Origin of the sequence: Mesorhizobium sp. PAMC28654, assembly GCF_020616515.1 — a bacterium.
In the GTDB taxonomy this organism is placed as follows: domain Bacteria; phylum Pseudomonadota; class Alphaproteobacteria; order Rhizobiales; family Rhizobiaceae; genus Mesorhizobium.
Genome location: NZ_CP085135.1, coordinates 567,842 through 593,831 on the forward strand (window position 1 = coordinate 567,842; position 25,990 = coordinate 593,831).

General features: G+C 61.0%; 21 protein-coding genes and 4 pseudogenes. 18 read left to right on the forward strand and 7 right to left on the reverse strand.

Annotated features, from left to right (window positions below):
- Positions 1-19 precede the first annotated feature (19 nt).
- The 12 genes and pseudogenes from LGH82_RS02770 to lpxB all read left to right on the forward strand — a co-directional run bounded on the left by LGH82_RS02770 (position 20) and on the right by lpxB (position 12,593).
- Positions 20-1,129, forward strand: a complete 1,110-nt coding sequence (locus LGH82_RS02770) for an aldo/keto reductase (RefSeq protein WP_227347199.1) — start codon at positions 20-22, stop codon at positions 1,127-1,129.
- Positions 1,130-1,275: 146 nt separating this feature from the next.
- Positions 1,276-1,998, forward strand: coding sequence for a UMP kinase (gene pyrH / locus LGH82_RS02775; protein ID WP_227347200.1), 723 nt, complete (start codon positions 1,276-1,278; stop codon positions 1,996-1,998).
- A 108-nt stretch (positions 1,999-2,106) separates the two neighbouring features.
- Positions 2,107-2,661, forward strand: a complete 555-nt coding sequence (gene frr, locus LGH82_RS02780) for a ribosome recycling factor (RefSeq protein ID WP_227347201.1) — start codon at positions 2,107-2,109, stop codon at positions 2,659-2,661.
- Positions 2,662-2,694: 33 nt separating this feature from the next.
- Positions 2,695-3,429: an isoprenyl transferase gene (locus LGH82_RS02785; RefSeq protein WP_227347202.1), complete on the forward strand. Its 735-nt coding sequence runs from the start codon at positions 2,695-2,697 to the stop codon at positions 3,427-3,429.
- Positions 3,426-4,241, forward strand: coding sequence for a phosphatidate cytidylyltransferase (locus LGH82_RS02790; protein ID WP_227347203.1), 816 nt, complete (start codon positions 3,426-3,428; stop codon positions 4,239-4,241). Before LGH82_RS02785 ends, LGH82_RS02790 begins: the two co-directional genes overlap by 4 nt.
- A 103-nt stretch (positions 4,242-4,344) precedes the next feature.
- Positions 4,345-5,487, forward strand: coding sequence for an RIP metalloprotease RseP (gene rseP, locus LGH82_RS02795; protein WP_227347204.1), 1,143 nt, complete (start codon positions 4,345-4,347; stop codon positions 5,485-5,487).
- 218 nt (positions 5,488-5,705) lie between these two features.
- Positions 5,706-8,102 (forward strand): outer membrane protein assembly factor BamA, encoded by a 2,397-nt coding sequence (gene bamA / locus LGH82_RS02800; RefSeq protein WP_227347205.1) that lies wholly within the window; start codon positions 5,706-5,708, stop codon positions 8,100-8,102.
- A gap of 76 nt (positions 8,103-8,178) precedes the next feature.
- On the forward strand, positions 8,179-9,237 hold the full coding sequence (gene lpxD / locus LGH82_RS02805) for a UDP-3-O-(3-hydroxymyristoyl)glucosamine N-acyltransferase (RefSeq protein ID WP_227347206.1): 1,059 nt from the start codon (positions 8,179-8,181) through the stop codon (positions 9,235-9,237).
- On the forward strand, positions 9,230-9,697 hold the full coding sequence (gene fabZ / locus LGH82_RS02810; protein WP_227347207.1) for a 3-hydroxyacyl-ACP dehydratase FabZ: 468 nt from the start codon (positions 9,230-9,232) through the stop codon (positions 9,695-9,697). Before lpxD ends, fabZ begins: the two co-directional genes overlap by 8 nt.
- Before the next feature lie 13 nt (positions 9,698-9,710).
- Positions 9,711-10,544, forward strand: coding sequence for an acyl-ACP--UDP-N-acetylglucosamine O-acyltransferase (lpxA, locus tag LGH82_RS02815; protein ID WP_227347208.1), 834 nt, complete (start codon positions 9,711-9,713; stop codon positions 10,542-10,544).
- A complete protein-coding gene (locus tag LGH82_RS02820) occupies positions 10,531-11,433 on the forward strand; it encodes an LpxI family protein (protein WP_227347209.1) in 903 nt (300 codons plus the stop codon). Before lpxA ends, LGH82_RS02820 begins: the two co-directional genes overlap by 14 nt.
- Positions 11,423-12,593 (forward strand): annotated as a pseudogene (lpxB, locus tag LGH82_RS02825) (lipid-A-disaccharide synthase). Before LGH82_RS02820 ends, lpxB begins: the two are co-directional and overlap by 11 nt.
- 31 nt (positions 12,594-12,624) lie before the next feature.
- Here the strand turns inward: lpxB and gltA are convergent.
- Both gltA and gltX read right to left on the reverse strand, forming a co-directional pair.
- Complete coding sequence (gltA, locus tag LGH82_RS02830) at positions 12,625-13,953, reverse strand: citrate synthase (protein ID WP_227347210.1); 1,329 nt, start codon at positions 13,951-13,953, stop codon at positions 12,625-12,627.
- Positions 13,954-14,136: 183 nt separating this feature from the next.
- On the reverse strand, positions 14,137-15,561 hold the full coding sequence (gene gltX, locus LGH82_RS02835) for a glutamate--tRNA ligase (protein ID WP_227347211.1): 1,425 nt from the start codon (positions 15,559-15,561) through the stop codon (positions 14,137-14,139).
- Positions 15,562-15,862: 301 nt separating this feature from the next.
- Here gltX and LGH82_RS02840 point away from each other — a divergent pair, with 301 nt between their 5' ends.
- The gene (locus LGH82_RS02840) at positions 15,863-16,393 is read left to right on the forward strand and encodes a hypothetical protein (RefSeq protein ID WP_227347212.1); all 531 of its coding nucleotides are present in this window, start codon (positions 15,863-15,865) and stop codon (positions 16,391-16,393) included.
- Positions 16,394-16,537: 144 nt separating this feature from the next.
- On the opposite strand, the gene LGH82_RS02845 is transcribed toward LGH82_RS02840, so the two are convergent.
- From LGH82_RS02845 to LGH82_RS02860, 4 genes are all read right to left on the reverse strand, one after another.
- On the reverse strand, positions 16,538-17,317 hold the full coding sequence (locus LGH82_RS02845; protein ID WP_227347213.1) for a hypothetical protein: 780 nt from the start codon (positions 17,315-17,317) through the stop codon (positions 16,538-16,540).
- An 18-nt stretch (positions 17,318-17,335) separates the two neighbouring features.
- A complete protein-coding gene (locus LGH82_RS02850; protein WP_227347214.1) occupies positions 17,336-18,139 on the reverse strand; it encodes a DNA adenine methylase in 804 nt (267 codons plus the stop codon).
- 136 nt (positions 18,140-18,275) lie between these two features.
- The gene (locus LGH82_RS02855; protein ID WP_227347215.1) at positions 18,276-19,361 is read right to left on the reverse strand and encodes a glycosyltransferase; all 1,086 of its coding nucleotides are present in this window, start codon (positions 19,359-19,361) and stop codon (positions 18,276-18,278) included.
- Positions 19,362-19,600: 239 nt separating this feature from the next.
- Entirely contained in the window at positions 19,601-19,816 is a 216-nt protein-coding gene (locus tag LGH82_RS02860) for a hypothetical protein (protein WP_227349754.1), read from the reverse strand.
- Positions 19,817-20,285: 469 nt separating this feature from the next.
- Between LGH82_RS02860 and istA the strand changes: the two genes are divergently transcribed.
- The 5 genes and pseudogenes from istA to LGH82_RS02885 all read left to right on the forward strand — a co-directional run bounded on the left by istA (position 20,286) and on the right by LGH82_RS02885 (position 25,287).
- Positions 20,286-21,758, forward strand: a complete 1,473-nt coding sequence (gene istA, locus LGH82_RS02865) for an IS21 family transposase (RefSeq protein ID WP_227344002.1) — start codon at positions 20,286-20,288, stop codon at positions 21,756-21,758.
- A pseudogene (locus LGH82_RS02870) lies at positions 21,755-22,168 on the forward strand (ATP-binding protein); the annotation flags it as partial. The gene istA and the pseudogene LGH82_RS02870, both read left to right, overlap by 4 nt.
- Before the next feature lie 50 nt (positions 22,169-22,218).
- Positions 22,219-23,369 (forward strand): annotated as a pseudogene (locus LGH82_RS02875) (IS3 family transposase).
- 34 nt (positions 23,370-23,403) lie between these two features.
- A pseudogene (locus LGH82_RS02880) lies at positions 23,404-23,799 on the forward strand (ATP-binding protein); the annotation flags it as partial.
- 136 nt (positions 23,800-23,935) lie between these two features.
- Positions 23,936-25,287 (forward strand): IS3 family transposase gene (locus LGH82_RS02885; protein WP_227344189.1). Its coding sequence is split into 2 segments (ribosomal slippage): positions 23,936-24,272 and positions 24,272-25,287, totalling 1,353 coding nucleotides; the frame shifts between segments, so codons are not numbered across the junction.
- A gap of 2 nt (positions 25,288-25,289) precedes the next feature.
- Here the strand turns inward: LGH82_RS02885 and LGH82_RS02890 are convergent.
- A complete protein-coding gene (locus LGH82_RS02890; protein ID WP_227347216.1) occupies positions 25,290-25,976 on the reverse strand; it encodes an AAA family ATPase in 687 nt (228 codons plus the stop codon).
- Between the last annotated feature and the right edge of the window lie 14 nt (positions 25,977-25,990).

Sequence of the window (25,990 nt, forward strand, 5' to 3'; positions counted from 1 at the left end):
TTCAGGACAGGAAAACACCATGACGATGACTTATTACACGCTCGGCAACAGCGGGCTGCGCGTCAGCCGATTGGCGCTCGGCACGATGACCTTCGGCACCGAATGGGGCTGGGGCGCCGACAGGGACACCGCCCGCGCAATGTTCGATGCGTATGTCGAGGCTGGCGGCAATTTCTTTGATACCGCCGACCTCTATACGGCCGGCACCAGTGAGACGTGGCTCGGCGAATTCGTTGCCGAGCGCGGGTTGCGCGACAAGGCGGTGATCACCACCAAATTCACCATGAACTCGCACCCCGGCAATCCGAACGCCGGCGGCAACGGCCGCAAGAACATAATGCGCGCCGTGGACGCGTCGCTGAAGCGGCTGGGGACGGACTACATCGATCTCTATCTGCTGCATGTGTGGGACAGGCTGACCCCTGCCGAGGAGGTCCTGCGCGCGCTGGACGACCTGGTTCGTGTGGGAAAGGTGCGCCATATCGGTCTGTCCAATGTGCCGGCCTGGTATGCCGGACGGGCGCAGGCCATCGCCGAATTGCGCGGCTACGAGCCGATCTCGGCGCTGCAGCTCGAATATTCGCTCGCGGAGCGGGCCATCGAGCACGAATTCGTGCCCTTCGGCGCTCGCCACGGCGCCGGCATCATGGTCTGGAGTCCGCTGGCCAGCGGGCTACTCAGCGGCAAATACCTGCCGGCACAGGCTGGAAACGCCGGCCGGCTCGATGGTTTCCGCGACACGACTCATCCGGGCTTCCAGAAGTTCAGCGAACGCAACTGGGCGATCGTGGCCGAGCTCGAAAAAGTGGCCGCTGAACTCGGCCACGGCATGGCTCAAGTCGCGCTCAATTGGGTGGCGACGCAGCCCGGCGTCGCCACCGTCATCCTTGGCGCGACAAAGCTCTTCCAGGTGCAGAGCAATCTCGCTTCGCTCGATTTCTCTATTCCCACTGATCTTCGACGTCGGCTGGATTCGGTGAGTAGCGCGCCGGCGCCTTTCCCGCATTCCTATTTCGGGTCCGAGATACAGGTCAGGGTGACCGGCGGTGTCGTGACCGGGGACAAGCCGTCTGGCTATGCATCCCCGGTTGTGGTCGAAGGCGAGGCCGTCAGCATCAGCAGCAATTGACCAAAGAAGCCTGGAATTTTGCAGAAGGGCGCGGCGTGACATCGCTGCGCCCTTCGTGTATCGGGTCAACCCGTCATGACAGCACCGCCAGGCAAAGCGGAGCAGTTTTCGCCTCCAGATTTGCCGCCGAGATTGCGAGGAACCAGATGACGGTGAAGCCCCTCTTCCGACGTGTCTTGTTGAAAGCGTCGGGCGAAGCATTGATGGGCGAACAGCATTTCGGGATCGACGTGTCGGTCGTCGATCGCATCGCATCCGACATCGCCGAGGCCCGCGCGCTGGGTATCGAGGTCGGTGTCGTCATCGGCGGCGGCAACATCTTTCGCGGCGTGGCGGTTGCCTCCAAGGGTGGTGACCGGGTGACCGGCGATCACATGGGCATGCTGGCCACCGTCATCAACTCGCTGGCATTGCGCACCTCGCTGAACAAGATCGGCGTCGAAGCCGTGGTGCTCTCGGCGATCGCAATGCCTGAGCTTTGCGAGAGCTTTTCGCAGCGGCAGGCTACCGCCTACATGAACCAGGGCAAGGTCGTCATCTTTGCCGGAGGCACCGGCAATCCGTTCTTCACCACTGATTCGGCGGCAGCACTTCGCGCGGCGGAAATCGGCGCCGACGCACTGTTCAAGGGCACCCAGGTCGATGGTGTCTATTCGGCCGACCCCAAGAAAGATCCCAGCGCGACGCGTTTCGAGCGCATCAGCCATGCCGAAGTCATAAAACGCGGGCTTGCCATCATGGATACAGCAGCGATTGCACTTGCGCGCGAAAACAACATTCCGATAATCGTCTATTCGATCCACGAGAAAGGTGGGTTTGGCGATATTCTGAGGGGTGGCGGCCGCTGTACGGTCGTCGCGGACACTTGATCCGGAGCATGGTTGCGAAAACGTGGGATCAATTTTCGCAATCTGGCTCGAACGCGGGGTTCTCCCCTGAAGCAGTGAACCCGGGGCAGCCGGGTCGAGGAGACAATTATGAGTGGTGAGTACGAAGACCTCAAGCGGCGCATGGATGGGGCGATCGCCGCGTTCAAGCACGACCTGGCTTCGCTTAGGACCGGTCGTGCGTCGAGCAATCTGCTCGATGCGATCCAGGTGCAGGCCTATGGCACCTCCATGCCGATCAACCAGGTGGCCAACGTCTCGGTGCCGGAGCCGCGCATGATTTCGGTGTCGGTATGGGACAAGTCGATGGTCAGCGCCGTGGATCGCGCCATTCGAGAGTCCAATCTCGGCTTCAACCCGATCGTGGACGGCACCAACCTCAGGATTCCACTGCCTGAGCTCAACGAGCAGCGCCGCAAGGAACTGGTCAAGATCTCGCATGGCTATGCCGAGAATGCCCGGGTCGCCGTGCGCCACGTGCGCCGCGACGGCATGGACTTCCTGAAGAAGGCTGAGAAAGACGGCGATATCAGCGAGGACGATCAGCGCAAGCGGTCCGACCAGGTCCAGAAACTTACCGACGAGACGATCAGCAACATCGACCATCTGCTTTCCGATAAGGAAGCTGAAATCATGCAGGTTTAGGGTCCGGCCATCGGCTGACCCGAAAGCGAAAACATGGCAACGCCCGCGCATGTCGCGATCATCATGGACGGAAATGGACGCTGGGCCAAGGCGCGCGGCCTGCCGCGGCTTGCCGGCCATCGCGCCGGTGTCGAGGCGTTGCGCAAGGCGGTGCGGGCGGCGCCTGGCCTCGGCGTGTCCTTCCTGACAGTCTACGCCTTTTCATCCGAGAATTGGTCGCGGCCAAAGTCCGAAGTCAGCGACCTGATGGGCCTGCTGAAGCTCTTCATCCGCCGTGATCTCGCTGAACTGCACCAGAGCGGCGTGCGGGTGCGAATCATCGGCGACAGGACAGGGCTGCAGGCCGACATCAGAGGCCTTCTCGACGAGGCCGAATCGCTGACGATCCACAACACCTCGCTGACGCTGGTCATTGCCTTCAACTATGGTGGGCGTGATGAGATCGTGCGTACAGCGCGCAAGCTCGCGCAGGCCGTGGCCCGCGGCGAGATCGACAGCGAGGCAATCACCGCCGAGAGCTTTGCCGGCTGTCTCGACACGCAGGGTATTCCCGATCCGGAACTGGTTATCCGCACCAGCGGCGAGCTCCGGCTATCGAACTTCCTCCTTTGGCAAGCTGCCTATAGCGAGCTCGTTTTCCTGCCCTGCTACTGGCCCGATTTCAGCCGTGAGCACTTTGCGGAGGCCTTGCGCGAATTTGCCGGCCGCGAACGCCGCTTCGGCGGACCAGGCCCGCAAGACGTCGCTTCGCGACCGGCCGCAGGATGAGCAATCTTCAGCTGCGCGTCCTTTCAGCGATCGTGCTTGCCATCCTCGCCCTTGGCCTGACCTGGTTTGGCGGCCTGCCGTTTCGCCTGCTTTCAGCGGCGATGTCGGCCGTGATCTTCCACGAATGGACGCGTATGTCGCGCCCGGAGGGGGCGGCCGGGCTGGGGTTCCTGCCGGAAGCGCTGCTCCTGATTTTCATCTGCGCCCTGATCGCCGGCCTGCAAGCATCCCTGATGCTGTCACTCGTCGCGGTTCTGTTCGCCATTACGGCCGTTGCCGCGCGGTTGCGCAATGTGGGGCAGTGGGATGCGTCCGGCCTTGCCTACGCAGCCATTTCAGGCCTTTCCCTGTCGCTGATGCGCGACAACGACCATTCGGGCCTCGTCGCGATTCTGTTCCTGTTCGCGGTCGTCTGGGCAACCGATATTTTTGCTTACTTCGTTGGCCGCGCGGTCGGTGGTCCGAAACTGGCGCCATCGATTTCGCCCGGCAAGACGCGCAGCGGAGCGCTCGGCGGTGCCTTCGGTGGCGTTGTCGCGGGGCTCGCCCTGGCTGCCGCTGCCGGTGCCGGCAACCTCGCACTGCTCGGCCTTGTGGCGCTCGTGCTTTCCATCGTGGCGCAGGCTGGAGATCTGTTCGAATCATGGGTCAAGCGCAGGCACGGCCGCAAGGATTCGGGTACCCTCATACCGGGCCACGGCGGCGTCATGGACCGGGTCGACGGGCTTGTCGCGGCGGCCTTCGCCCTATACCTCATTGGCTGGATTTCGGCGACCGCCGAGCATCCGGCACACGGGCTGTTTCCGGCTTGAGTGGCACCGTTCCACGACTGGCCGCACAAGCGCCATGGATTCGCCTCGATTGATGTGACAGTCGCGGCGTGGCCTGCGCCGCGGAAGAATTTGAGGGCAAGACTTGAACGAGATTCTTCACGCGGTTTTCAGCACGGAGGGCTTTATTCTCGGCACTCTGGTGCCCTTCCTGTTCGTTTTGACAGTGGTGGTGTTCGTCCACGAGATGGGCCACTACCTGGTTGGCCGCTGGTGCGGCATTGGCGTAAGGGCCTTCTCGATAGGCTTCGGCCCGGAGATATTCGGTTTCAACGACCGCCATGGCACGCGCTGGAAACTCTGCGCCATACCGCTCGGCGGATACGTAAAATTCGTTGGCGACATGAATGCCACGTCGAGCCAGCCAAGTTCCGAGGACATCGAAACGCTGACCGACGAAGAGCGCAAGGTGGCGTTCCACACGCAGCCGATCTGGAAGCGCGCCGCGACAGTGGTCGCCGGGCCGCTGTTCAATTTCCTGCTGACGATCGTGGTCTTTGCCGTGCTGTTTGCCGCTTACGGCCGCTATGTCTCGGAGCCGATGGTGGCCGAGGTCACGGCTGAAAGCCCGGCGGCCAAGGCCGGAATTCTTCCTGGCGACCGATTCGTCAGCGTCGATGGAAGCAAGGTCGAGACTTTCGCTGACGTCCAGCGAATGGTTTCAGGGCGCGCCGGCGATATCATCACCTTCGTCATGCTGCGCGACGGCAAGGAAGTCACCGCGACGGCGACGCCGCAGTTGATGGAGCAGGACGACGCGCTGGGCAACAAGGTCAAGGTGGCGGTGATCGGCGTCGTCAATAACAAGGAACTCGGACAGCCCCGGCTGATCACCTACAGTCCCGCCGGCGCATTGACGGCGGCGGTCGAGGAAACCGGCCACATCATCCAGCGCACGGGCCAGTTCCTGCAGCGGTTTGTCGTCGGGCGGGAAGACAAATGCCAGCTTGGCGGCCCGGTGAAGATCGCGGACATGGCAGGCAAGGCGGCAAAGCTGGGCTTCGAATGGCTCGTGCAGCTGGTCGCGCTGCTCTCTGTCGGGATAGGTATTTTAAACCTTTTGCCGATTCCCCCCCTCGACGGCGGGCATCTCTTGTTCTACGGCGTGGAGGCGGTCATACGGCGGCCAGTGTCGGAGCGGATGATGGAAATGGCCTATAGGGCCGGCATGATTCTCGTGCTGTGTTTTATGGGTTTCGTTTTCTGGAACGATCTGTTTGGATGCTGAAATCATGAAGAAATTTGGCTTTGACACAGCCTATGTTGAGACGGCGTTTACCATGCGTGGGGATATGCGTGACGCGAAAGCCACGCATCAGGGTTAAGTAAATACAAATTAACCAGAAGCCTTGCGTGTAGGGAAAATCCGGTTAATACGGTAGGGGAAATGACCGCACGTCCGGTTTTCTCGCCGTGGGGACTTCGAGAAAAAGGTTATAAAGCCCGATGAAGGCAGCATCCAAGTTTCTGAGCGCCGCGTCCGCGGTTGCCATGTCCGCGGCTCTGGTCGTGCCTGGCGCGCTCACTGTTCAGTTTGTAGCCACATCTGCCGCCGAGGCGGCCGTTGTCAGCAGGGTTGAGGTCAGCGGCAATCAGCGCATCGACGCCGATACCATCCGCAATTACATCACGATCAAGCCGGGCAAGGCGTTCTCCAGCGCCGATATCGACGCCGCCGTGAAGGTTCTCTTTGGTACGGGACTGTTCTCGGACGTACAGATCAACCAGGTCGGTTCGACCCTGATCGTCAAGGTTGCCGAATATCAGGTCGTCAACCAGGTCCTGTTCCAGGGCAACAAGAAGCTCAAGGACAACGCGCTTCAAGCCGCCGTGCAGCTGAAGTCGCGAGGCACGTTCTCCCAGGCAGCCCTTGATTCCGACGTCGAGGCGGTCAAGGCGGCGTACCAGCGCATTGGTCGCGACGACGCCGCCGTGACGACGCAGATCATGCAGCTCGGCGACAATCGAGTGAATGTCGTCTTCAACATCAACGAAGGCGGCCGCACCCAGATCACGGCGATCAATTTCGTCGGCAACAGCGCCTATTCGAGCCGTCGTCTGTCGGACGTGATCAACACCAAGCGTTCGTCCTGGCTGTCGTTCGTGCTGCGTGACGACGTCTACGATGAGGACAAGCTGCGCGCCGACCAGGAGCTGCTGCGCCGCTTCTACTACAATCATGGCTATGCCGATTTCCAGGTGGTGTCCGCGGTCGGCGAGCTTGACAGCTCGACGAACAAGTACACCGTCACCATCACCGTGCAGGAAGGCGATCGCTACAACTTCGGCGATATCAGCGTCGAAAGCACGATTCCCGAGGTTGACGGCAAGGCGCTGCAGTCGGTGGTCGACACGCAGAAGGGCGATACCTACAACGCCAAGAAGGTCGAGGACTCGATCATCGCGCTGACCGAAAAGGTCGCGGGTTCGGGCTATGCTTTTGCCCAGGTGACGCCGCGCGGCGACCGCAACTTTGAGAATCACACCATTTCGGTCGTCTATACGATCGATCAGGGCACCAAAGCCTATGTCGAGCGTATCGAAATCCGGGGCAACGATCGTACGCGCGACTATGTCATTCGCCGCGAGTTCGACGTCAGCGAGGGTGATGCCTTCAATCAGGTTCTCATCCAGCGCGCGAAGAAGCGCCTTGAAGCCCTTAACTACTTTGAAAAAGTAGATATTTCGACGGTCCCGGGCTCTCAGCCGGACCAGGTCGTGCTCGTGGTCGACGTCGTCGAGAAGTCGACCGGCGAGTTTTCGGTGGGTGCGGGCTATTCGACCGGTGGCGACACTCCTGGTCCGACCGTCGAAGGTTCGGTTACCGAGCGCAATTTCCTTGGCCGTGGCCAGTTCATCAAGCTCTCGGCGGGCGGCGGCAAGAACTCGCGCGACTATGGCCTGTCGTTCACCGAACCCTATTTCCTTGGTCGGCGCATTGCCGCAGGGTTTGATATCTACAACCAGACCCGAGGTTATACCAACTACAACGCCGTGACGACGGGCGCGACCGTGCGCCTCGGACTGCCGATCACCAACAGCATTTCAACGCAGTTGGCGTATAATATCTCGCAGGAAAAATACAGTTATGCCGACGGCTGCCTGAACAGTAGCGGCCAATATATTCCTTACGACCCCAGCAATCCTCTTGCCAGCAGTTGCAACATTTCGGGGGCGATCCAGCAGGGTATCGCAGAAAGCCCGTGGCTGAAGTCATCGGTCAGCCTTGGGTTGCTGTACAACACCATCGACGACATGAAGAACCCGCATGAAGGACTTTACGCCAATACGAGCGTCGAGGTGGCCGGTCTGGGCGGTGATGCGAAGTTCGTCAAGCTCACGACACGCGGTAGCGTCTACCAGACCCTTTCGGAACAACTTGACGTGGTCGGTTTGATTTCTGGCGGCGCCGGCTATGTCGAAGGTTATGGTAGCAACGGGCTGCGCATTTTCGATCAATTCCAGAGCACGGATCGCATGATACGTGGCTTCGCTTATGGTGGCATCGGCCCTGTTGCTTCGGGTACCAGCGGCGATCATGTCGGCGGCACCACCTATTTCAACGCGTCGGCGGAAGCCCAATTCCCGATACCTGGTATCCCGGAAAGCTTCGGCTTGCGTGGCGCGGTCTTCGCCGACGCGGCGACGCTGTATGGCAGCAAGATTGACTCGTCTCTGGTCGATCCTTCGTCAACCGGAATGCAGTTGCGTGCGTCTGTCGGCTTTGGTGTGATGTGGGCATCGCCCTTTGGCCCAATCCGTATTGACTATGCGATCCCGGTCAAGAAGCAGGCGACCGACGACGTGCAGGAATTCAACTTCGGCATAGCGACCCGTTTCTGATCCGCGGGCAAGAATGCTTCCGGGCCATTTTGGTCCGGAAGAAAGTGTCCCGACCTAGCTGGATAATGCTTCTGGAATGACCGATCCGGTGTTCTTCGCGCCCTCACGCCGGTATACGGCGGGCGAAGTCGCGAATCTGACCGGCTCAGTGCTTGTCGATTCCGACCACTCTCAAGTATTGATCGAGGCTCTGGCGCCCGCAAGCGAAGGCGGTGAGAACGCGCTTGTCTTCGTTGACGGCCGGCGCAACTCCGCGCTGATGCCGTCCCTGCGTGCGGCAGCCGTTCTGTGCCCTGCCGAATTCGCCGGCAAGGCGCCCGCGGGCATAGCGGTTCTCATCCATCCGCGCCCGCAGCAGGCTTTTGCGTTTGTTGGACGCCTGCTTTTTCCGACAGCCGCGACACCGGGGCCGATCACCAGCGAAACCGGCGTTTCGCCACATGCGCATGTCGATCCGACCGCCCATGTCGAGGCTGGCGTGATCATCGAAGCCGGTGCGGTCGTTGGACCTCGCGCGTCCATCGGCAGCGGAACCGTGATCGCCCCCAACGCTGTCATTGGCCCGTCCTGCCAGATCGGCCGCGACGGCTATATCGGCCCAGGTGCCAGCATCCAGTACGCCCTGATCGGCAATCGCGTGATCATCCATGGCGGGGCCAGGATCGGTCAGGATGGTTTTGGGTTCGTTGCCGGCGCCAAGGGCCCTGAACGTGTGCCGCAGATTGGACGTGTCGTCATTCAGGACGACGTCGAGATTGGTTCGAACACCACGGTCGATCGCGGCGCGATGTCCGATACGGTCATCGGCCAGGGCAGCAAGATCGACAATCTGGTGCAGATCGCCCACAACGTTCGCATTGGCCGCAATTGCATCGTGGCCGGGCTTTCGGGTATTTCGGGTTCCGTGACCGTGGGTGACAACGTTACCATGGGCGGTGGCGTCGGCCTTGCGGATCACCTGACCATCGGGACAGGGGCGAAACTTGCCGCGAGAAGTGGGTTCATGAGCAATGTTCCCGCTGGTGAGATTTGGGGAGGCTATCCCGCGCAACCAATGGCGGAAGCCATGCGGGAGATAGCCGCGCTGCGTCAACTTGCCAGAACGCGCAAACAGGGTGACGGGGGCAATGGCTGACATGGTGGCGGCGACGACGCTCGAAGCGGTCGATATAATGGGGCTGATGAAGCTCCTGCCGCATCGATATCCGTTCCTGATGATTGACCGCATCATCGACATCGATGGTGACGATTCCGCCATCGGCATCAAGAACGTGACCATAAACGAGCCGCATTTCCAAGGTCACTTCCCGGATCAGCCGGTAATGCCCGGCGTGCTGATCGTCGAGGCGATGGCGCAGACGGCCGGTGCCATCTGCATCCGCAGTCTTGGCGCTTCAAAACCCTCGCTGGTCTATTTCCTGACCATAGACAACGCCAAATTCCGCAGACCGGTCGTTCCCGGCGACCAACTGAAGATTTATGTAAAGAAAATCAAGAAACGCGGCAACCTTCTCAAATTCGCCTGCGAGGCTCTGGTCGACGGCGCCAAGGCCGCCGAAGCGGATATCTCGGCGATGATGGTGACGAGCGACTGACGATCGAATGCTTATGAAAATCCAGACACTGATACATCCTTCGTCGGTCATCGAGACAGGCGCTCAAATCGGCGAAGGCGCTCGCATTGGGCCGTTCTGTCACATCGGTGCGGACGCAATCATCGGCGACGGCGTCGAACTGGTCAGCCATGTCTCGGTGATGGGCGCGACAACCATCGGTGCCGGCACCAAGGTCTATCCGATGGCGACATTGGGGGCGCCGCCACAGAACACCAAACACAAAGGCGGTCGCACCACGCTGGTCATCGGCAAGAATTGCACGATCCGCGAAGGCGTCACCATGCATCTCGGCACGGATTCCAGCCGTGGCGAAACGACGATCGGCGACAACGGCAATTTCCTCGCCTATGCCCACATCGCTCATGACTGCGTCGTGGGCAACAACGCGACTTTCGCCAATGGCGCGACGCTGGGCGGCCACTGCGAGATCGGCAACAACGTCTATATTGGTGGCCTGACCGCCGTTCATCAGTTCGTGCGCGTCGGCGACAATGCCTTTCTGGGCGGCTGCTCGGCAATTGTCGGCGATGTCATTCCCTATGCCATCGCGGTAGGCAATCGCGCCAGCCTGCGCGGATTGAACATCATCGGGTTGAAGCGCTCCGGCCTGCAGCGTTCAGAAATCCATCTGCTGCGCAAGGCATATCGAACGATCTTCGATCGCAGCCGCACCGTCGGCGAGAACATTGAATTCGCCAAGGCTGAATTCAGCTCGTCGCCGACAGCCATGAAGATCATCGATTTCATCTCCAGCCGCGGCAAGCGGCACTATGCCGTTCCGTCGCTCAAGGGTGGCGATGGCGACGATGCCGATGACGAAGACTGAGGTCGCCGGAACGGGTCTCGTACTCGCGCCGGGCGACAGGGTCGGTGTCATTGCCGGCGGCGGCAGCCTCCCGGTCGAAGTCGCGGCAGGCCTTGCAGAGGGTGGACATCAGCCGGTCATCATCCTGATCGAAGGACAGGCCGACCGTCAATCCGACTTGGCCTCCTATGAGCATGAAAGCCTCGCTCTGGAAGATATTGGCGCGCTGGTCACATTGCTGCGACGCCGGCAGATCAGCCATCTGGTTCTTGCTGGCGAGATCAAGCGCCGACCGCGGCTGGTCGATATGCGGCCGAGCCTTAGCTTGCTGGCCGTGATACCTTCCGTGGTCATGGCGCTGGCGCGCGGCGATGACGGCCTATTGAAGATCCTGACCCGGGGTCTGGAGGCGCGCGGCGTCAAGGTCGTCGGCGCGCATGAGGTCGTGCCCCGACTTGTCGCGACCGAGGGGCCGCTGACCAAGGCACTGCCGAGAAAGTCGGACTGGCGCGATATCGAGGCAGCACACGCGGCGGCAAAAGCCATCGGCGCGCTGGACATCGGCCAGGCGGCCATTGCGATCGGCGGCCGCGCCATCGCCCTGGAAGGCATTGAGGGTACCAGCGGGCTGCTTGATCGGACCAAGCAGTTGCGCGATCACGGCAGGCTTGCCGGCAAGACGCGCGGTGTCCTGGTCAAATGCGCCAAGCCTGGTCAGGAGTTGCGCGCCGATCTGCCCTCCATCGGTCCGCAGACGGTCGAGGCGGCGTATGCCGCCGGGCTTGCCGGCATTGCCGTCGAAGCCGGTCGTTCGCTGATCCTGGAAGGTCCCGTCGTCGTCGAGCGCGCCAATGCGCTCGGCCTGTTCGTGGTCGGCCTGCCTGCGGCGGAACTGACGCATGGCAGCTGAGAAGCCACTGAAGATCGCCATCGTGGCCGGGGAGGAGTCCGGTGACGTGCTCGGCGCGGACATCGTGCAAGCCCTGAAGCGCATGACCGGACGGGAGGTACAACTCGTCGGCATCGGCGGGCGGCATCTGCGGGCGCTCGGATTGGTGCCACTGTTCGACGGGGCCGAGATCGCGCTGATGGGGCTCAGCGCCATCCTGCGCGACCTGCCGCGCCTGATGCGGCGGATCAACCAGACGGCAAGTGCTGTCGCCGGCGAAAAGCCCGACTGCCTCATCACCATCGACAGCCCGGATTTTTCGCTGCGCGTGGCCAGGAAGGTCCGCGCGGTCAATCCATCGATCCCGATCATCCACTATGTCTGTCCGAGCGTCTGGGCCTGGCGGCCGGGCAGGGCGGTGGCGATGAAGCCCTATGTAGATCACATTCTCTGCATCCTGCCTTTCGAGGTGAAGGAACTCAGCCGTCTGAACGGCCCGCCTGGCACCTATGTCGGGCACCGTCTTGCGCACGATCCGGGCGTGCTGGGCGCTGCCAAGGCGCAAAGCCTGCCGCGCGACCTGTCGGGTGATCGTGTCAAGACGCTGCTGGTGCTGCCGGGCTCGCGGCGCGGCGAGGTGAGCCGGCTTATCGGTCCATTCGGCGAGACTGTCTCGGTCCTGCGCGCACGCGGACACCGTTTGCGTCTGCTTTTGCCGACGGTGCCGCATGTCGCCGATCTGGTCAGGACCTCGGTCGCGCGCTGGGATGAGAAGCCGGAGATCATCCTCGATCCCGAACGCAAATGGCAGGCCTTCGGCAAGGCGGATGCGGCGCTGATCGCGTCTGGAACGGTGTCGCTGGAACTGGCGTTGTCTGGAGTGCCGATGATCTCGTGCTATCGGCTTGATCCGGTCATGCGTGTGGTTCAGGGGCTGGTCACCATCTGGAGTGCCGCCTTGCCCAACCTGATCGCCGATCAGGCGATCGTGCCTGAGCACTACAACCAATATGTGCGACCGCGCTATCTGGCACGGCAGCTTGAGAGTCTGTTTTCAGACACCGCCTATCGCACCTGGCAAAAGGGCGGTTGCCGAAGTCGCGAAGCGCATGGCAACGGACAAGCCGTCCGGTGAGATCGCGGCAGGCGTTGTGCTTCGCCATATGAAAAAGGCGCCCTGAAAGGCGCCTTTTTCAATCAAGAGAACCTCGATCAGCGCTTGGCGATCGGCACGTAGTCGCGCTCCGGCGCGCCTGTGTAGAGCTGCCGTGGGCGGCCGATCTTCTGGCGCGGATCCTCGATCATTTCCTTCCACTGCGCGATCCAGCCGACTGTGCGGGCGACCGCGAACAGCACGGTGAACATGGTGGTGGGGAAGCCCAGCGCCTTCAGCGTGATGCCGGAATAGAAGTCGACATTCGGGTAGAGCTTCTTCTCGATGAAGTATGGATCGGTCAGCGCGATCTTTTCCAGTTCCATGGCGATGTCGAGCAGCGGATCGTCCTTGATGCCGAGTTCGCCCAGAACCTCGTGCGCCGTCTTCTGCATGATTTTCGCTCGAGGATCATAGTTCTTGTAGACGCGGTGGCCAAAGCCCATCAGCCGGAACGGATCATTCTTGTCCTTGGCGCGGGCGATGAATTCCGGGATGTGATCGACATGGCCGATCTCGCCCAGCATGTTCAGTGCCGCTTCATTGGCGCCGCCATGGGCCGGGCCCCACAGGCAGGCGATGCCGGCGGCGATGCAAGCGAACGGATTGGCGCCCGACGAGCCCGCGAGGCGAACCGTCGAGGTCGAGGCGTTCTGCTCGTGATCGGCGTGCAGGATGAAGATGCGCTCCATGGCGCGCGCCAGCACCGGGTTGATCTTGTATTCCTCGCACGGCACGGCAAAGCACATGTGCAGGAAGTTGGCCGCGAAATTCAGCTCGTTCTTCGGGTAAATGAAGGGCTGGCCGATGTGGTATTTGTAAGCCATGGCCGCGATCGTCGGCATCTTGGCGATCAGCCGCATGGAGGCAATCATGCGCTGGTACGGGTCGGAGATGTCGGTGGAGTCGTGGTAGAAGGCCGATAGAGCGCCGACCACGCCGCACATGACCGCCATAGGGTGCGCATCGCGGCGGAAGCCCGTGAAGAAACGCGACATCTGCTCGTGCACCATGGTGTGGCGCGTCACGCGGTAATCGAAATCGTCCTTCTGCGCCTTGGTCGGCAATTCGCCGTAAAGCAGCAGGTAGCAGACCTCGAGGAAGTCGCCATGTTCGGCCAACTGGTCGATCGGATAGCCGCGGTGAAGGAGGATGCCGGCGTCCCCGTCGATGAAGGTGATTTCCGACTCGCAGCTTGCCGTCGAGGTGAAGCCGGGATCGTAGGTGAAGGCGCCGGTGGTGCTGTAGAGCGTGGCTATGTCGATGACATCGGGACCGACAGAGCCGCTTCGCACCTTGAATTCATGAGTCTTGCCCGCGAATTCAAGCTTTGCCGTAGCCTCTTGGGTTTTGCCGCCAAATTCCAGTTTTGTCGCAGCTTCGGTCATTGCAAACTCCTTCTTGTTTCCTCATGCCGGCAAAGGCAAATTCTGCAAAGCGACACGTCGAAATCACCGGAATGCGCGTATTCGCCACCGCATTTTGGGGGGTGCGTGCCAGATTGGGCCAAGGCCTAATGTTGCACTGCGAAACGCACCTTTCAATGCCAATCTTCTTGGGCCAGATTGCTCCTAATCGATTTGGTCCGCTATACGCGCCAGGCTCTCGTCACGCCCGAGCACGGCAAGCACGTCGAACACTCCTGGCGAAGTGCTTTTTCCGGTCAATGCAGCGCGCAACGGTTGGGCCACGGCCCCTAACTTGTGACCGCCAGCCAGTGCATAGTCACGAATCGCGGCCTCCGCCGCGGCAGCCGTCCATTCGCCTAGAAGCGCGTTCAAAGCTTCGTGAGCGCCCCTCAGAACCTTGCGGGCGTCGTCATTGAGCACCAAGGCTGCCTTGTCGTCGATCGGCAGTGGTCGCGTGGCAAACAGGAAGGCCGCGCCATCGACCAGTTCGACCAACGTCTTGGCGCGCTCCTTCAAGCCCGGCAATGCAGCCAGCAACTGCGCCTTGTGCTTGGCGTCGAGGCGCGCGGCCATGGCCGGCCCGCCCTCGAGATAGGGCAATGTGGCAATGAAGATATCGAACAGATCGGCGTCACTCATGCGGCGCATATGGACACCGTTCAGTGCCTCGAGCTTGGCGAAGTCGAAGCGGGCCGCACCCTTGTTGACGTCGCCGATATCGAACCAGGAAATCATGTCCTTGATCGACATGATCTCGTCGTCGCCATGGCTCCAGCCGAGGCGTGCCAGGTAGTTGAGAAGAGCCTCCGGCAGATAACCCAAGGCGCGATAGGCCTCGACGCCGAGCGCGCCATGCCGCTTGGACAGCTTGGCGCCGTCGGCGCCATGGATCAGCGGGATATGCGACATCGACGGCACGTCCCAGCCCATGGCGTTATAAATCACGGTCTGGCGGGCGGCATTGGTCAGGTGGTCGTCGCCACGGATGATGTGGGTGACACCCATGTCGTGGTCGTCGACGACGACGGCATGCATGTAGGTCGGATTGCCGTCCGAGCGCAGGATGATGAAATCGTCGAGATCCTTGTTGGGGAATCGCACCTCGCCCTGCACGCGGTCGTGCACCACCGTCTCGCCCGCGGTCGGCGCCTTGACGCGGATCGCGCCCTTGGCGCCGGGAGGTGCCTCGGACGGATCGCGGTCACGCCAGCGGCCATCGTAGCGAGGCGGCAGTCCCTTGGCTCTTGCTGCCTCGCGCATGGCATCAAGCTCGGCAGGCGTGGCATAGCAGTAATAGGCCTTGCCCATGCGCACGAGTTCCTCGGCCACCTCACGGTGGCGCTGCGCGCGCTCGAACTGCGACACCGGCTCCCCGTCCCAGCCAAGGCCGAGCCAGGACAGCCCATCAAGAATGGCCGCGGTCGCGGCATCCGTAGAACGTTCCCTGTCGGTGTCCTCGATGCGCAGCAGCATCGTCCCGTTGGTGTGCTTTGCGTACAGCCAGTTGAACAGTGCCGTACGGGCGCCGCCAATATGCAGGTAGCCAGTGGGCGAGGGAGCAAAACGGGTGATGACCTTGTCGGACATGGGACTCTCGGAAGGCGTGTGAGGCTTGTCTGGTTTCGCGGACTTTCGCGCGTTGCGCGTTCATGTAGCATAGGAGGTCGAGGGCGCAAGGGGCAGACCCGATGGCTGGAAGGGGCCGGGGCACAGAAGAGAACGAGGACGCCGTCATCGGCGTCAGCGAACGCTTCCTGTTTGCGCCTGCCGTGGTGTAGCGCGCAAAATCGTTTGGCATCTCCGCGCAACTTCACTTGGCACTAACTTACGTGCTAATCAGAGCGGATTGCTACTGCCTTTCACCGCCTGGCATCAAAAGGTTGCGACCATGCCGAAGGTCCTTGTCGCCGCGACGTCCGCACTCCTCCTTTTGATCACCGCGTCAGCGCTTTGGGCGCAAACGAGTTCGGACGCGCTCAAAAAGACGTACCTTGAATTGGACGATCAGTGCCGGGGTGGCTCAGGCGATGATCCGGCGACGATCAAGGCTTGTGATCAGCGAAATGTGGTTTCGGCACAACTTCGCAAACTCAACATCTGCATTGTCGATGTCGGCGATGGTTTTGGGGACTGTTCCAACGCGCCATCAGAAACTGCCGCCGACGTCGACGCCTTTTCAGCGCGAAAATATCAAGACAATTTTGGAGGGTGGCATCTTGCGATCACCGCTCGCACTGATGTGGTGTCAATCAGCTGGCTGACCGTCAACCGTGGCAACTGCAGCCTTCTCAACGCTTCCACGGGCAGCAGCAAGAACATGCGCTTTGGCCAGATTTACGATGTTGTCGTGGCGTGCGATCCGATCGAAATCTCAATTCAGTCGGAGAGCGGAACCCAGATCCTGACCTGGGACGAATAGAAATCAGCCCACGCCTGGCGGAAGCTCTACCGCCGAGGCGAGCCCTTGACGGTAGCGTGTTCCCGCCTGGCAGCGGCGAAGGCATGCAAAATGCTCTGCGACAACAATAGCGTTCGCGCTTCGAGCGGCTCAGGCGGTTGGCGATTATTGCACTGGCTGTGTCACGGGCACGTCATAACGGGCTAAAACGCTGCGAACGGCCGCAAGTGTTTCCACCAACTCGCATTCGTCTAGAAAAGCCATTCGTGACGGCGAGACGGTCGATGCGACGCTGCAGAGATCGACAAGTCGTCGGTCCAGTTCGTGAACCCTACGGACATCGACAGGACCTCCTTTCGGGAGGTCATCCCACACTAGGCCTATGGACTCATCGTACTCGCGTATCCTGCCACAGAGCATTTGGAGCCCTATGTCATTATCCTCCGAAAGCTCATGCCCGATACCTCCGAATGGGAACGCTCTGCTGGGCATGGGAGGGAAAGTCGGGAAATGCTTCCTGCAGAATTCGATGACGTTGAACTGCCGCACAGACTGTGCGCCGTCTGCTTGCTCCAGTTGGTGCAACCTCATCTGCTGTTGAAGAAGCTCGGTTTGGGTGCCAATGAAATCGGCCGTCCGCTCGGCCGAAGCAGCCTGGCCCTCAGCAACCTGCCGGTTCTGCTCTATTTGGTGACGTTGGAGTGCCAATTCCTGCGATTGCACCATCGTAGCCACAAATAGCCATAGGAAGGCCAACGGTGCGGCTACGCCGGTGAGAACACTGGAAAAGGCCTCCAATGACATGGTGTCAGGAATAGTGAGAAAGTGGCCAGGCCCGCCCTTATACCAGGCAACGATGCAGCCGCCGAAATACAGTACTGTTATTGCGAGGCCGATGTTTACCCACGTGGAAAATCCGGTCCCACGGCCGATTGATGATTTCATTCGATGGCCCTCCAAACCCTAACCCACTATAATAAGTTCTCGCGCAGGTGTCCCGTTGCCACCTGCTACGCTGTAGAACAGGTCGGCCTCCTGCATGTCAAAACCCGCGAATGCCTCGCGGATCTCGGGCACGTCATTGATCGACAGGACGAACCTCCCTTTGAGGCTGCGCAGCCTGGCGGCGATGCCTTCAAACTGATCTCGGCCGAACAGCTCCTTTCCATAGTCGCCCTCGCTGCCGAAGTACGGCGGGTCGAGATAGAACAGCGTTTCAGGCCGGTCGTAGCGGTCGATGAAGGCTGACCAGTCCAGCTGCTCGATGACGACGCCGGCAAGGCGGTCATGAATATCCGCCAGTAGCGGCTCCAGCGTGGTCAGATTGAAGCCGGCCGAGGAACCAACGCTAACCCCAAAATTGCGCCCCGCCACCTTGCCGCCGAACGCCAGGCGCTGGAGGTACAGGAAGCGGCCGGCGCGCTCCAGGTCGGTCAATGTGGTCGGGTCGCTGGCCTTCAGCCGTTCGAACTCGCGGCGCGACGTGATCTGGAAGCGTAGCGTGTCCATGAACTGCGGATAGTGGCGCTGCAGGATGCGGAACAGATTGGCGACGTCGCCGCTGCGGTCGTTGATCACCTCGGCGCGAGGCCTGGAGCGGCGACGGAAGAACACGCCGCCCATGCCAACGAACACCTCGGCGTAGGTCGAATGGGGAACCGCCGCGATTTGGGCGACCAGGCGCTCGGCCAGGCGGCGCTTGCCGCCAATATACGCTGCGGGCGGCCGAACCGGATCAATGGCTGTGAATGGGTCTTGAAGGGTCATTTAAGTGCTTTCGAGAATCAGTCACCGTCCCTCCGCCCGAAAAGGGCCAGGTGCGGCGGTTATCTCTTCATGCTGTCGAGCGGGTCGGACGCCAATCTAAGCCCGCTTCTCGGGAATTGCCCCGAGCACCTGTCGCCTAGGCTGCCTTGCCCTCGTACCAACCTTCGTTCCAAAGATGGCCGAGGCGCTCAAAATAGCGCTCGTATTTCGCGCCGATGACATCAAGGGAATAGTTGTCGATCACATGCTGACGGCAGACGGCACGATCAAGGTGCTTGACGGCTTCCAGCGCGCGCAGGAATTCGCCAAAGGTGCGACACCGTATACCGGTCACTCCATCAATGACGGTTTCGGTCATGGCTCCAAAATCGGTGGAGATGACGGGCGTTCCGCATGCCATCGCCTCAATCGCCACGTTTCCGAAAGGCTCGATGTAGCGGGTAGGCATCAGCAGGGCTGTAGCATCGCGCATCAGTATGCCGCGCGCCTTGGGACCGACGACGCCGGTGAAAACACCATAACCTGTTTGTTCACCGGGGCCGGCGAGAACCAGGCGCTTGCCGGCGGCTTCGCAAACCTCCTGGGCTATCGCGAAACCCTTGCGATCGATGAGGCGACCGACGAACAGGTAGTAATCGTCGAGAAGTCGCTCCGCTCCCCGGAAAGGAAACTCGGCCGGATCGAGATAGCCCGGTATGACCGCGTCCCACCATTCGCCATCCACCGCGCATGGGTCGCCATTGGATCGGGCGCCGTAGACCGTGTGCATCCAGGCATTGCTTTCGAACACCTTGTGCCTGGCAAAGCAGCCGCCGTACCCCACGCCGAATTCAACGACGGTTGCCTCCGGTAGCAGATCGGCGATCGGCTTGTGCGCCACGCCACCGATCAGGCAGACGAAATCGCCGACGCGGTGACGTGACACGATTCCACCGGCCGCGTTCAGATTGAAGGATCGCCATGCCGGCGACGCGGTGTCCCAGGGCGCGGCTGTGTAGTGGCCGTCGCCGACATGGGCAGCGCGGGCAGCCTCGCTGATGCACACGATGTGCTCGTCGCAGGTCGCTTCGTTCTGCTCTCCGGCATAGAGAAAGACAGCGTGGCCGCGATCTTTCATCATCTGGCAGAAATACTTCACCTTGTTGGTGAACGCGCAGGCGGAGAACGCCTCGGCAACCTGAGTATGAGGAAGCCCGACCACATGAAAGCGCAAAGCATTCATCTGTCAGAACCACGCCAAGAAGCCACCCATCGGTGATGGCGGGTTATAGCTGATCACGATGAAGCCTTGTCCGCCATTTCCTCCAGCCGCCCATCCAGTACTAGCATTTGCACCACCACCACCACCGCCGCCGTACAAACCGCCTGCACCACCCGCTCGCGGTGATGTAAAGTCCGATGAGCCACCACCGCCGCCGCCGCTAGAACCGTGCGTAGCATCGTATTCAGTACCGATACCTCCTATGCCTCCAGCACTTGCACCACCGCGTGTTGATCCGCCTCCGCCACCACCATTTGTGCCTGCAGTATTCGCAGCTCCACCGCCCGTTCCACCATCGTTGTTGCCGCCTGCACCGCCTGTCTGAACGCCAGAAGCGACCGTAGCACCGGCGGAACCACCACCGTTTCCGCCACCACCACCTCCGCCGCTGGAACCAGATGTGCTACCACCAGCACCGCCAACGCCTAGCGGACCACCGCTGCCACCGCCACCGGTCCCGCCATTTGTGCTTGTGCCTGTGCTACCGGACGCACCGCCGCTATACTTTGTAGTGCCAACTCCAGATGCCGAGGCACCACCTGCAGCCGATCCCGTTCCCGTACTGCCGACTCCTCCTTTTGCACCAACGGTCGATGCAGCAAGAGTTGTCGCGTTAAACCAGGTGTCGCCTCCGGTAGTACCGTTTGCACCGCAGTGTTCTGCGCGGCGACAAACAAGGTGAGACTCAGCGTCAATCAGGATGAGACTCGGCGGCGGGGGTGTGACGAAGGGAGGGCGTAGCCCGACCGGAGTTACACCCCCGCCGCCGCGCAATTTTTCAGCGTCTTATGATCGCGGTCGGCCCGGTAGCTTGGTGGTTTTCTGGAATGGAGAACCATCTTTGTGCCGGGTCGCCATGTAACCGATCATCAGACGAGGCTTTTTATGAAGTACCGACAAAACAATTCTATCGAGGTCGCCGCCGCCAAGGCGTCGATCAGCAGGGCGACGGCCTATCGCATCAAGACGGACGCGCACCTGCCATCGCAAAAGCAAAAGGCTCGTGGCCGGCGGAGGCCTGACCCTCTCGAGCATATCTTCGATGCCGAGGTCGTTCCCCTTTTGAAGGCGGCGCCAGGCATCCGTGTTGTCGCCATCTATGAGGAGATGCTGCGGCGGCACCCGGAACTGAGCGCGGGCATTCGCCGAACGCTGGAGCGGCGCATCCGGTCATGGCGTGCCATCCACGGCGAAGAGCAGGAGGTTATCTTCCGCCAGCTTCACGAACCCGGCCGACTCGGGCTATCGGATTTTACCGACATGGGCAGCCTTGACGTGTCGATCGCCGGCCAGTCTCTTGATCATCTACTCTACCACTTCCGGCTCGCCTGGTCCGGCTTTGAACACACCCATGTCATTCTCGGCGGCGAGAGCTTCGTGGCCCTGGCCGAAGGACTGCAGAACGCGCTGTGGTCGCTTGGGGGAGCGCCGCTCTATCATCGCAGCGACAGCCTGTCGGCGGCTTTCCGCAACCTCAGCGCCGATGCGAAGGAGGATCTCACGCATCGCTACGAAGAGCTTTGCGCGCACTACCGCATGACGCCGACCCGCAACAACAAGGGCATCGCGCACGAGAACGGTTCGATCGAAAGCAGCCATGGCCATCTCAAGGATGCCATCCGTGACGCCCTTCTGATGCGCGGCAGCAGAAATTTCGACGATCTCGGCGCGTATCGAGCCTTCATCGACGAGATCGTCAGCCGGCACAACGCCAATCATGGCAAGCGCATCGATGCCGAACGCCCTCAACTGCAGGAACTTCCAGACCAGCGGACCAGCGACTTCGAGGAGGTGGTCGTCACCGTGTCGCGGACCGGCGGCTTCACCTTGCGCAAGGTCTTCTACACCGTTCCCTCCCGCCTGATCGGACATCGGCTTCGCATCCGCCTGTTCGATGATCGCCTCGAGGTCTTTATGGGAGGAACAAAGCTGATGACGCTGCCCAGGGGCCGAGGCCATGCCGACGGGAGGCACGATCAGGTCGTCAACTATCGGCACGTCATCCATTCCCTGCGCAAAAAGCCGATGGCGCTTCTTAATCTCGTCTATCGTGACAAGCTCTTCCCGCGGCAGGAATACCGCAGGGCCTTCGACGAGCTCATTGAGCGGCTGCCGGACAGGCAGGCGTGCAAGATCATGGTCGATCTGCTGGCGCTGGCCCACGATCGAGGCTGCGAGCGTGAGCTTGCCGAGCAACTCACCGAGACCCTCGACGCCGGCGACCTGCCCGATATTGCCGTCTTGCGAACCCTCCTCGGCCCGGACCCCGCACGGCTGCCGACCGTCTTGGTGCAACTCGCTTCCCTTAACGGCTATGAAGCCCTGATCGGGGCAACCCATGTGGGAGACGTCGCATGAGCAACGCCCACACCATCGACGAAGCCCGCCTCGGCATCATGCTCAACGAACTCCGGCTACCGACGATCAAGACGCTCTGGGCGCAATTTGCCGAGCAGGCCGATAGAGAGGGGTGGCCCGCCGCCCGGTTCCTCTCGGCCATCGCCGAGCATGAGCTGGCCGAACGGGCACATCGCAGGATCGAACGGCATCTGGCCGAAGCGCATCTGCCGCCCGGAAAGACGCTCGACAGCTTCGCCTTCGACGCCGTACCCATGGTCTCCAAGGCCCAGGTCATGGCCATGACCGCCGGTGACAGCTGGCTCGCCAAGGGCGCCAATATCCTGTTGTTCGGCCCACCCGGTGGCGGAAAGTCGCATCTTGCGGCAGCGATCGGACTCGCCCTCATTGAGAACGGCTGGCGCGTGCTGGACTTGCCCCGAAAAAGTGGAGAGTTTCCTTCTGATGAAAGGCGACCTCGATGACGAAACAGAGACAGTTTACGGATGCGTTCAAGGCGGAGGCGGTTGGCCTTGTGCGAACGAGCGGTCGGACGAAGCGGCAGATCGCGGAGGATCTTGGTGTTGGTTTCTCGACGCTGACGCGATGGATGGGTCGGCAGCTGGATCGTGAGATGGGCGATCCTGGGCGTCCGCCTGATGCTGATGTCGCCGCTGAATTGAAACGGCTGCGGCGGGAGAATGAAATCCTTCGGCAGGAGCGGGATATCTTGAAACGGGCGACGGCTTTTTTCGTCAAGGAGGGAAGTCGGTGAGGTTCGCGCTCATCGACCAGGCGAAGAAGGATTTCCCTGTGGACCGTTGTGCGCGACGCTGGGTGTCAGCCCGAGCGGCTACTTTGCCTGGGGGCGCCGGCCGGCGTGCCGCCGGCAGCGCGACGACATGATAATGCTGGCGCATGTGCGATCGTCGTTCGCGCTGTCGAACGGAACCTATGGTAGCCCGCGCATGACGCGGGAACTGCAAGACAATGGCTTTGCCATTGGCCGGCGACGAACGGCGCGTCTGATGCGGGAGAATGGCCTCCAGGCAAGACAGAAGCGGCGGTTCAAGCGCACGACGGACAGCGAACACGCCTTTCCGGTTGCCCCCAATGTCATCGACCAGGATTTTGCCGCCACTGGTCCCAACCAGAAATGGGGTGCCGACATCTCCTACATCTGGACGCGGGAGGGCTGGTTGTACCTTGCTGTCGTCATCGATCTGTTTGCCCGCAAGGTCGTTGGCTGGGCTGCTGGCAACCGGCTACACCGCAGCCTGGCTCTGGCAGCGCTCAACAAGGCGTTCGTCATGCGGCAGCCCGGAACCCGGCCTCATTCACCACTCCGACCGCGGCAGCCAATATTGTTCTATCGACTACCAAGCCGAATTGCGTGCCGCCGGCGTCATCATCTCAATGTCAGGCAAGGGCAATTGCTTTGATAACGCCATGGTCGAAACATTCTTCAAGACGCTGAAAACTGAACTGATCTGGCGCACCTCTTTCCTTACCCGCGCCGATGCCCAAGCCGCCATTGCCCGATATATCGACGGCTTCTACAATCCCATCCGGCGGCATTCCGCGCTCGACTACATCAGCCCGATGCAGTTCGAGCGAAACGCCGCCGAATGAGCAACCCGCTCTCCACTTTACCGAAGCAAGTCCAAAGTTCGATCTGCTCATCCTCGACGATCTGGCCTACGTCACCAAGGACCAGGCCGAAACGAGCGTGCTCTTCGAACTCATCTGCGCAAGATATGAGCGGCGTTCCATCATGATCACCGCCAATCAGCCCTTCGGAGAATGGAACAGAATCTTTCCGGACCCCGCCATGACCCTCGCCGCAGTGGACCGACTTGTTCACCACGCAACGATCTTCGAGATGAACGTCGAAAGCTACCGGCGCAGATCCGCCATGGAAGCCAAACGCCAGCGCGGCAGGCCAGCCTCTTACGCGACAATCAAGAACAAACACGAACTTGTCGCGGAGCGGCAATCAGAAATAGATGAAGGCCTTGCCAGCGACAATCAGCATGATAATTTGCACGTGACCGCGACCTGAGAATCTCATCCAGATCGCCGCTCACGTCTCATCCAGATCGTCGCGCTATAGTGTTCCCCGTCAGCACCTGTGTCCCAGATTTGAGGTTGTGAATTAAGGAGGGTTTTGATCTCGTCGTCACGACGAAGGAACCAAGATGAGCCCTAAATCCTCAAGTGCCAAGAAGCCTGCCGAGCAGGTGGTAAAGGACATTCGCCGGGCGACCCGGCGGCATTTTTCAGCGGAAGACAAGATCCGGATCGTGCTGGACGGGCTGCGCGGCGAAGACAGCATCGCCGAGCTGTGCCGCAAGGAAGGGATCGCGCAGAGCCTGTATTACACCTGGTCCAAGGAGTTCATGGAGGCCGGCAAGCGCCGATTGGCGGGTGATACCGCTCGTGCTGCCACCAGCGACGAGGTCAAGGATTTGCGCCGGGAGGCCGGCGCGCTGAAGGAATGCGTCGCTGATCTGACACTGGAAAACCGTCTGCTCAAAAAAAGCATGATCGCGGATGGGGACGAGCAAGAATGAGATATCCCGCATCCGAAAAGCTCGAGATCATCAGGATCGTCGAGCAGTCACACCTGCCAACCCGCAAAACGCTGGACCGACTGGGCATCCCGCGCCGGACCTTCTATCGCTGGTATGACCGTTATGTCGAGGGCGGGCCTGAGGCGCTGCAGGATCGGCCCTCGGCGCCGAGCCGGGTGTGGAACCGCATCCCGCCTGCCATCCATGACCAGATCATCGAACTGGCGCTGGAGCAGTCCGAGCTCTCCCCGCGCGAACTGGCAGTACGGTTCACCGACGAGACGCGCTACTTCGTGTCAGAAGCCAGCGTTTACCGGCTCCTCAAGGCCTACGATCTGATCACCAGCCCGGCCTATGTGGTGATCAAGGCGGCGAACGAGTTCCACACCAAGACGACGCGACCCAACGAGATGTGGCAGACGGACTTCACCTACTTCAAGATCATCGGCTGGGGCTGGATGTACCTGTCGACCGTGCTCGACGATTACTCCCGCTACATCATCGCCTGGAAACTGTGCAGCACCATGCGGGCCGAGGACGTCACCGACACGCTGGACATGGCACTTACTGCCTCAGGGTGCGACCAGGCCCATGTGCACCACAAGCCTCGGCTGCTCAGCGATAATGGCCCCAGCTACATCGCCGGCGAACTGGCGGACTATATCCAGGACCAACGCATGAGCCATGTCCGGGGCGCTCCAATGCATCCCCAGACCCAAGGCAAGATCGAGCGCTGGCACCAGACCCTCAAAAACCGAATCCTCTTGGAGAACTACTTTCTGCCCGGCGACCTTGAGGCCCAGATCGCAGCCTTCGTCGAACATTACAACCATCGACGCTACCACGAGAGCCTGGCCAACGTAACGCCAGCCGACGCCTACTTCGGCAGGGCCGCAGCCATTATCAAACAGCGAGAAAGGATCAAACGCCAAACCATCCAACATCGGCGCTTGCAGCACCGCAAGATCGCCGCTTAACATCAACCCCAAGATGAGGCCGACACTCCGCTAATCTGCGATCCAATCTGAGCCAAATGATCTGACGACGGACAACGGCGCGTATTGCCCCTGGTCTTGTCGAGGATCGCGGTGGCGAGGTCGGCGGCGATGTCGATGCCTGGGCATCGGAACGAAGCCAAAAGTTGGAAGTCCTCGGCGTCGCAGGGAACCGCCTGCAGCCATTCGAGAACCCGGTTGTGAACGCGCTCAAACTCCTCCAGGTGCGCCGGCAGCAGCTCCTCGCCAATGAGCACAACCGGCGCGCCGGACTTGTCCGAAAGCTCCCGCAAAAGGTCCACGAAACGCTTGCGCGAGATGAAATGCGCCTCGTCAATGATGAGGGGGCGGCGCGGGTCGCCGGCCATGGTCATGATGGCCTGGGATTTCATATCCTCGATCGAGCCGCGTGGCCGCTGCTCGCCGAGCTCGATCAGGATCTCTGTCAGCATGGAGCGCGCCGTCGTGAACTGGCCGCACTCGACATAGGAGGCGCGATATTTGTTCGCGCCATAGACCGCAGACTTGCTCTTGCCCCAGCCGGAAGGGCCGGAGAACACCGCCAGACCCGGCGCGTCCGGATCGCGGTCGACCATCTTGGCGAGCAGCGTCGAGAACGCCGCGACGTTCTTCAAAGGGGCTGGCCTGTTGACTTTGGATAGTTCGTTCATCAGATTCCTCGTTG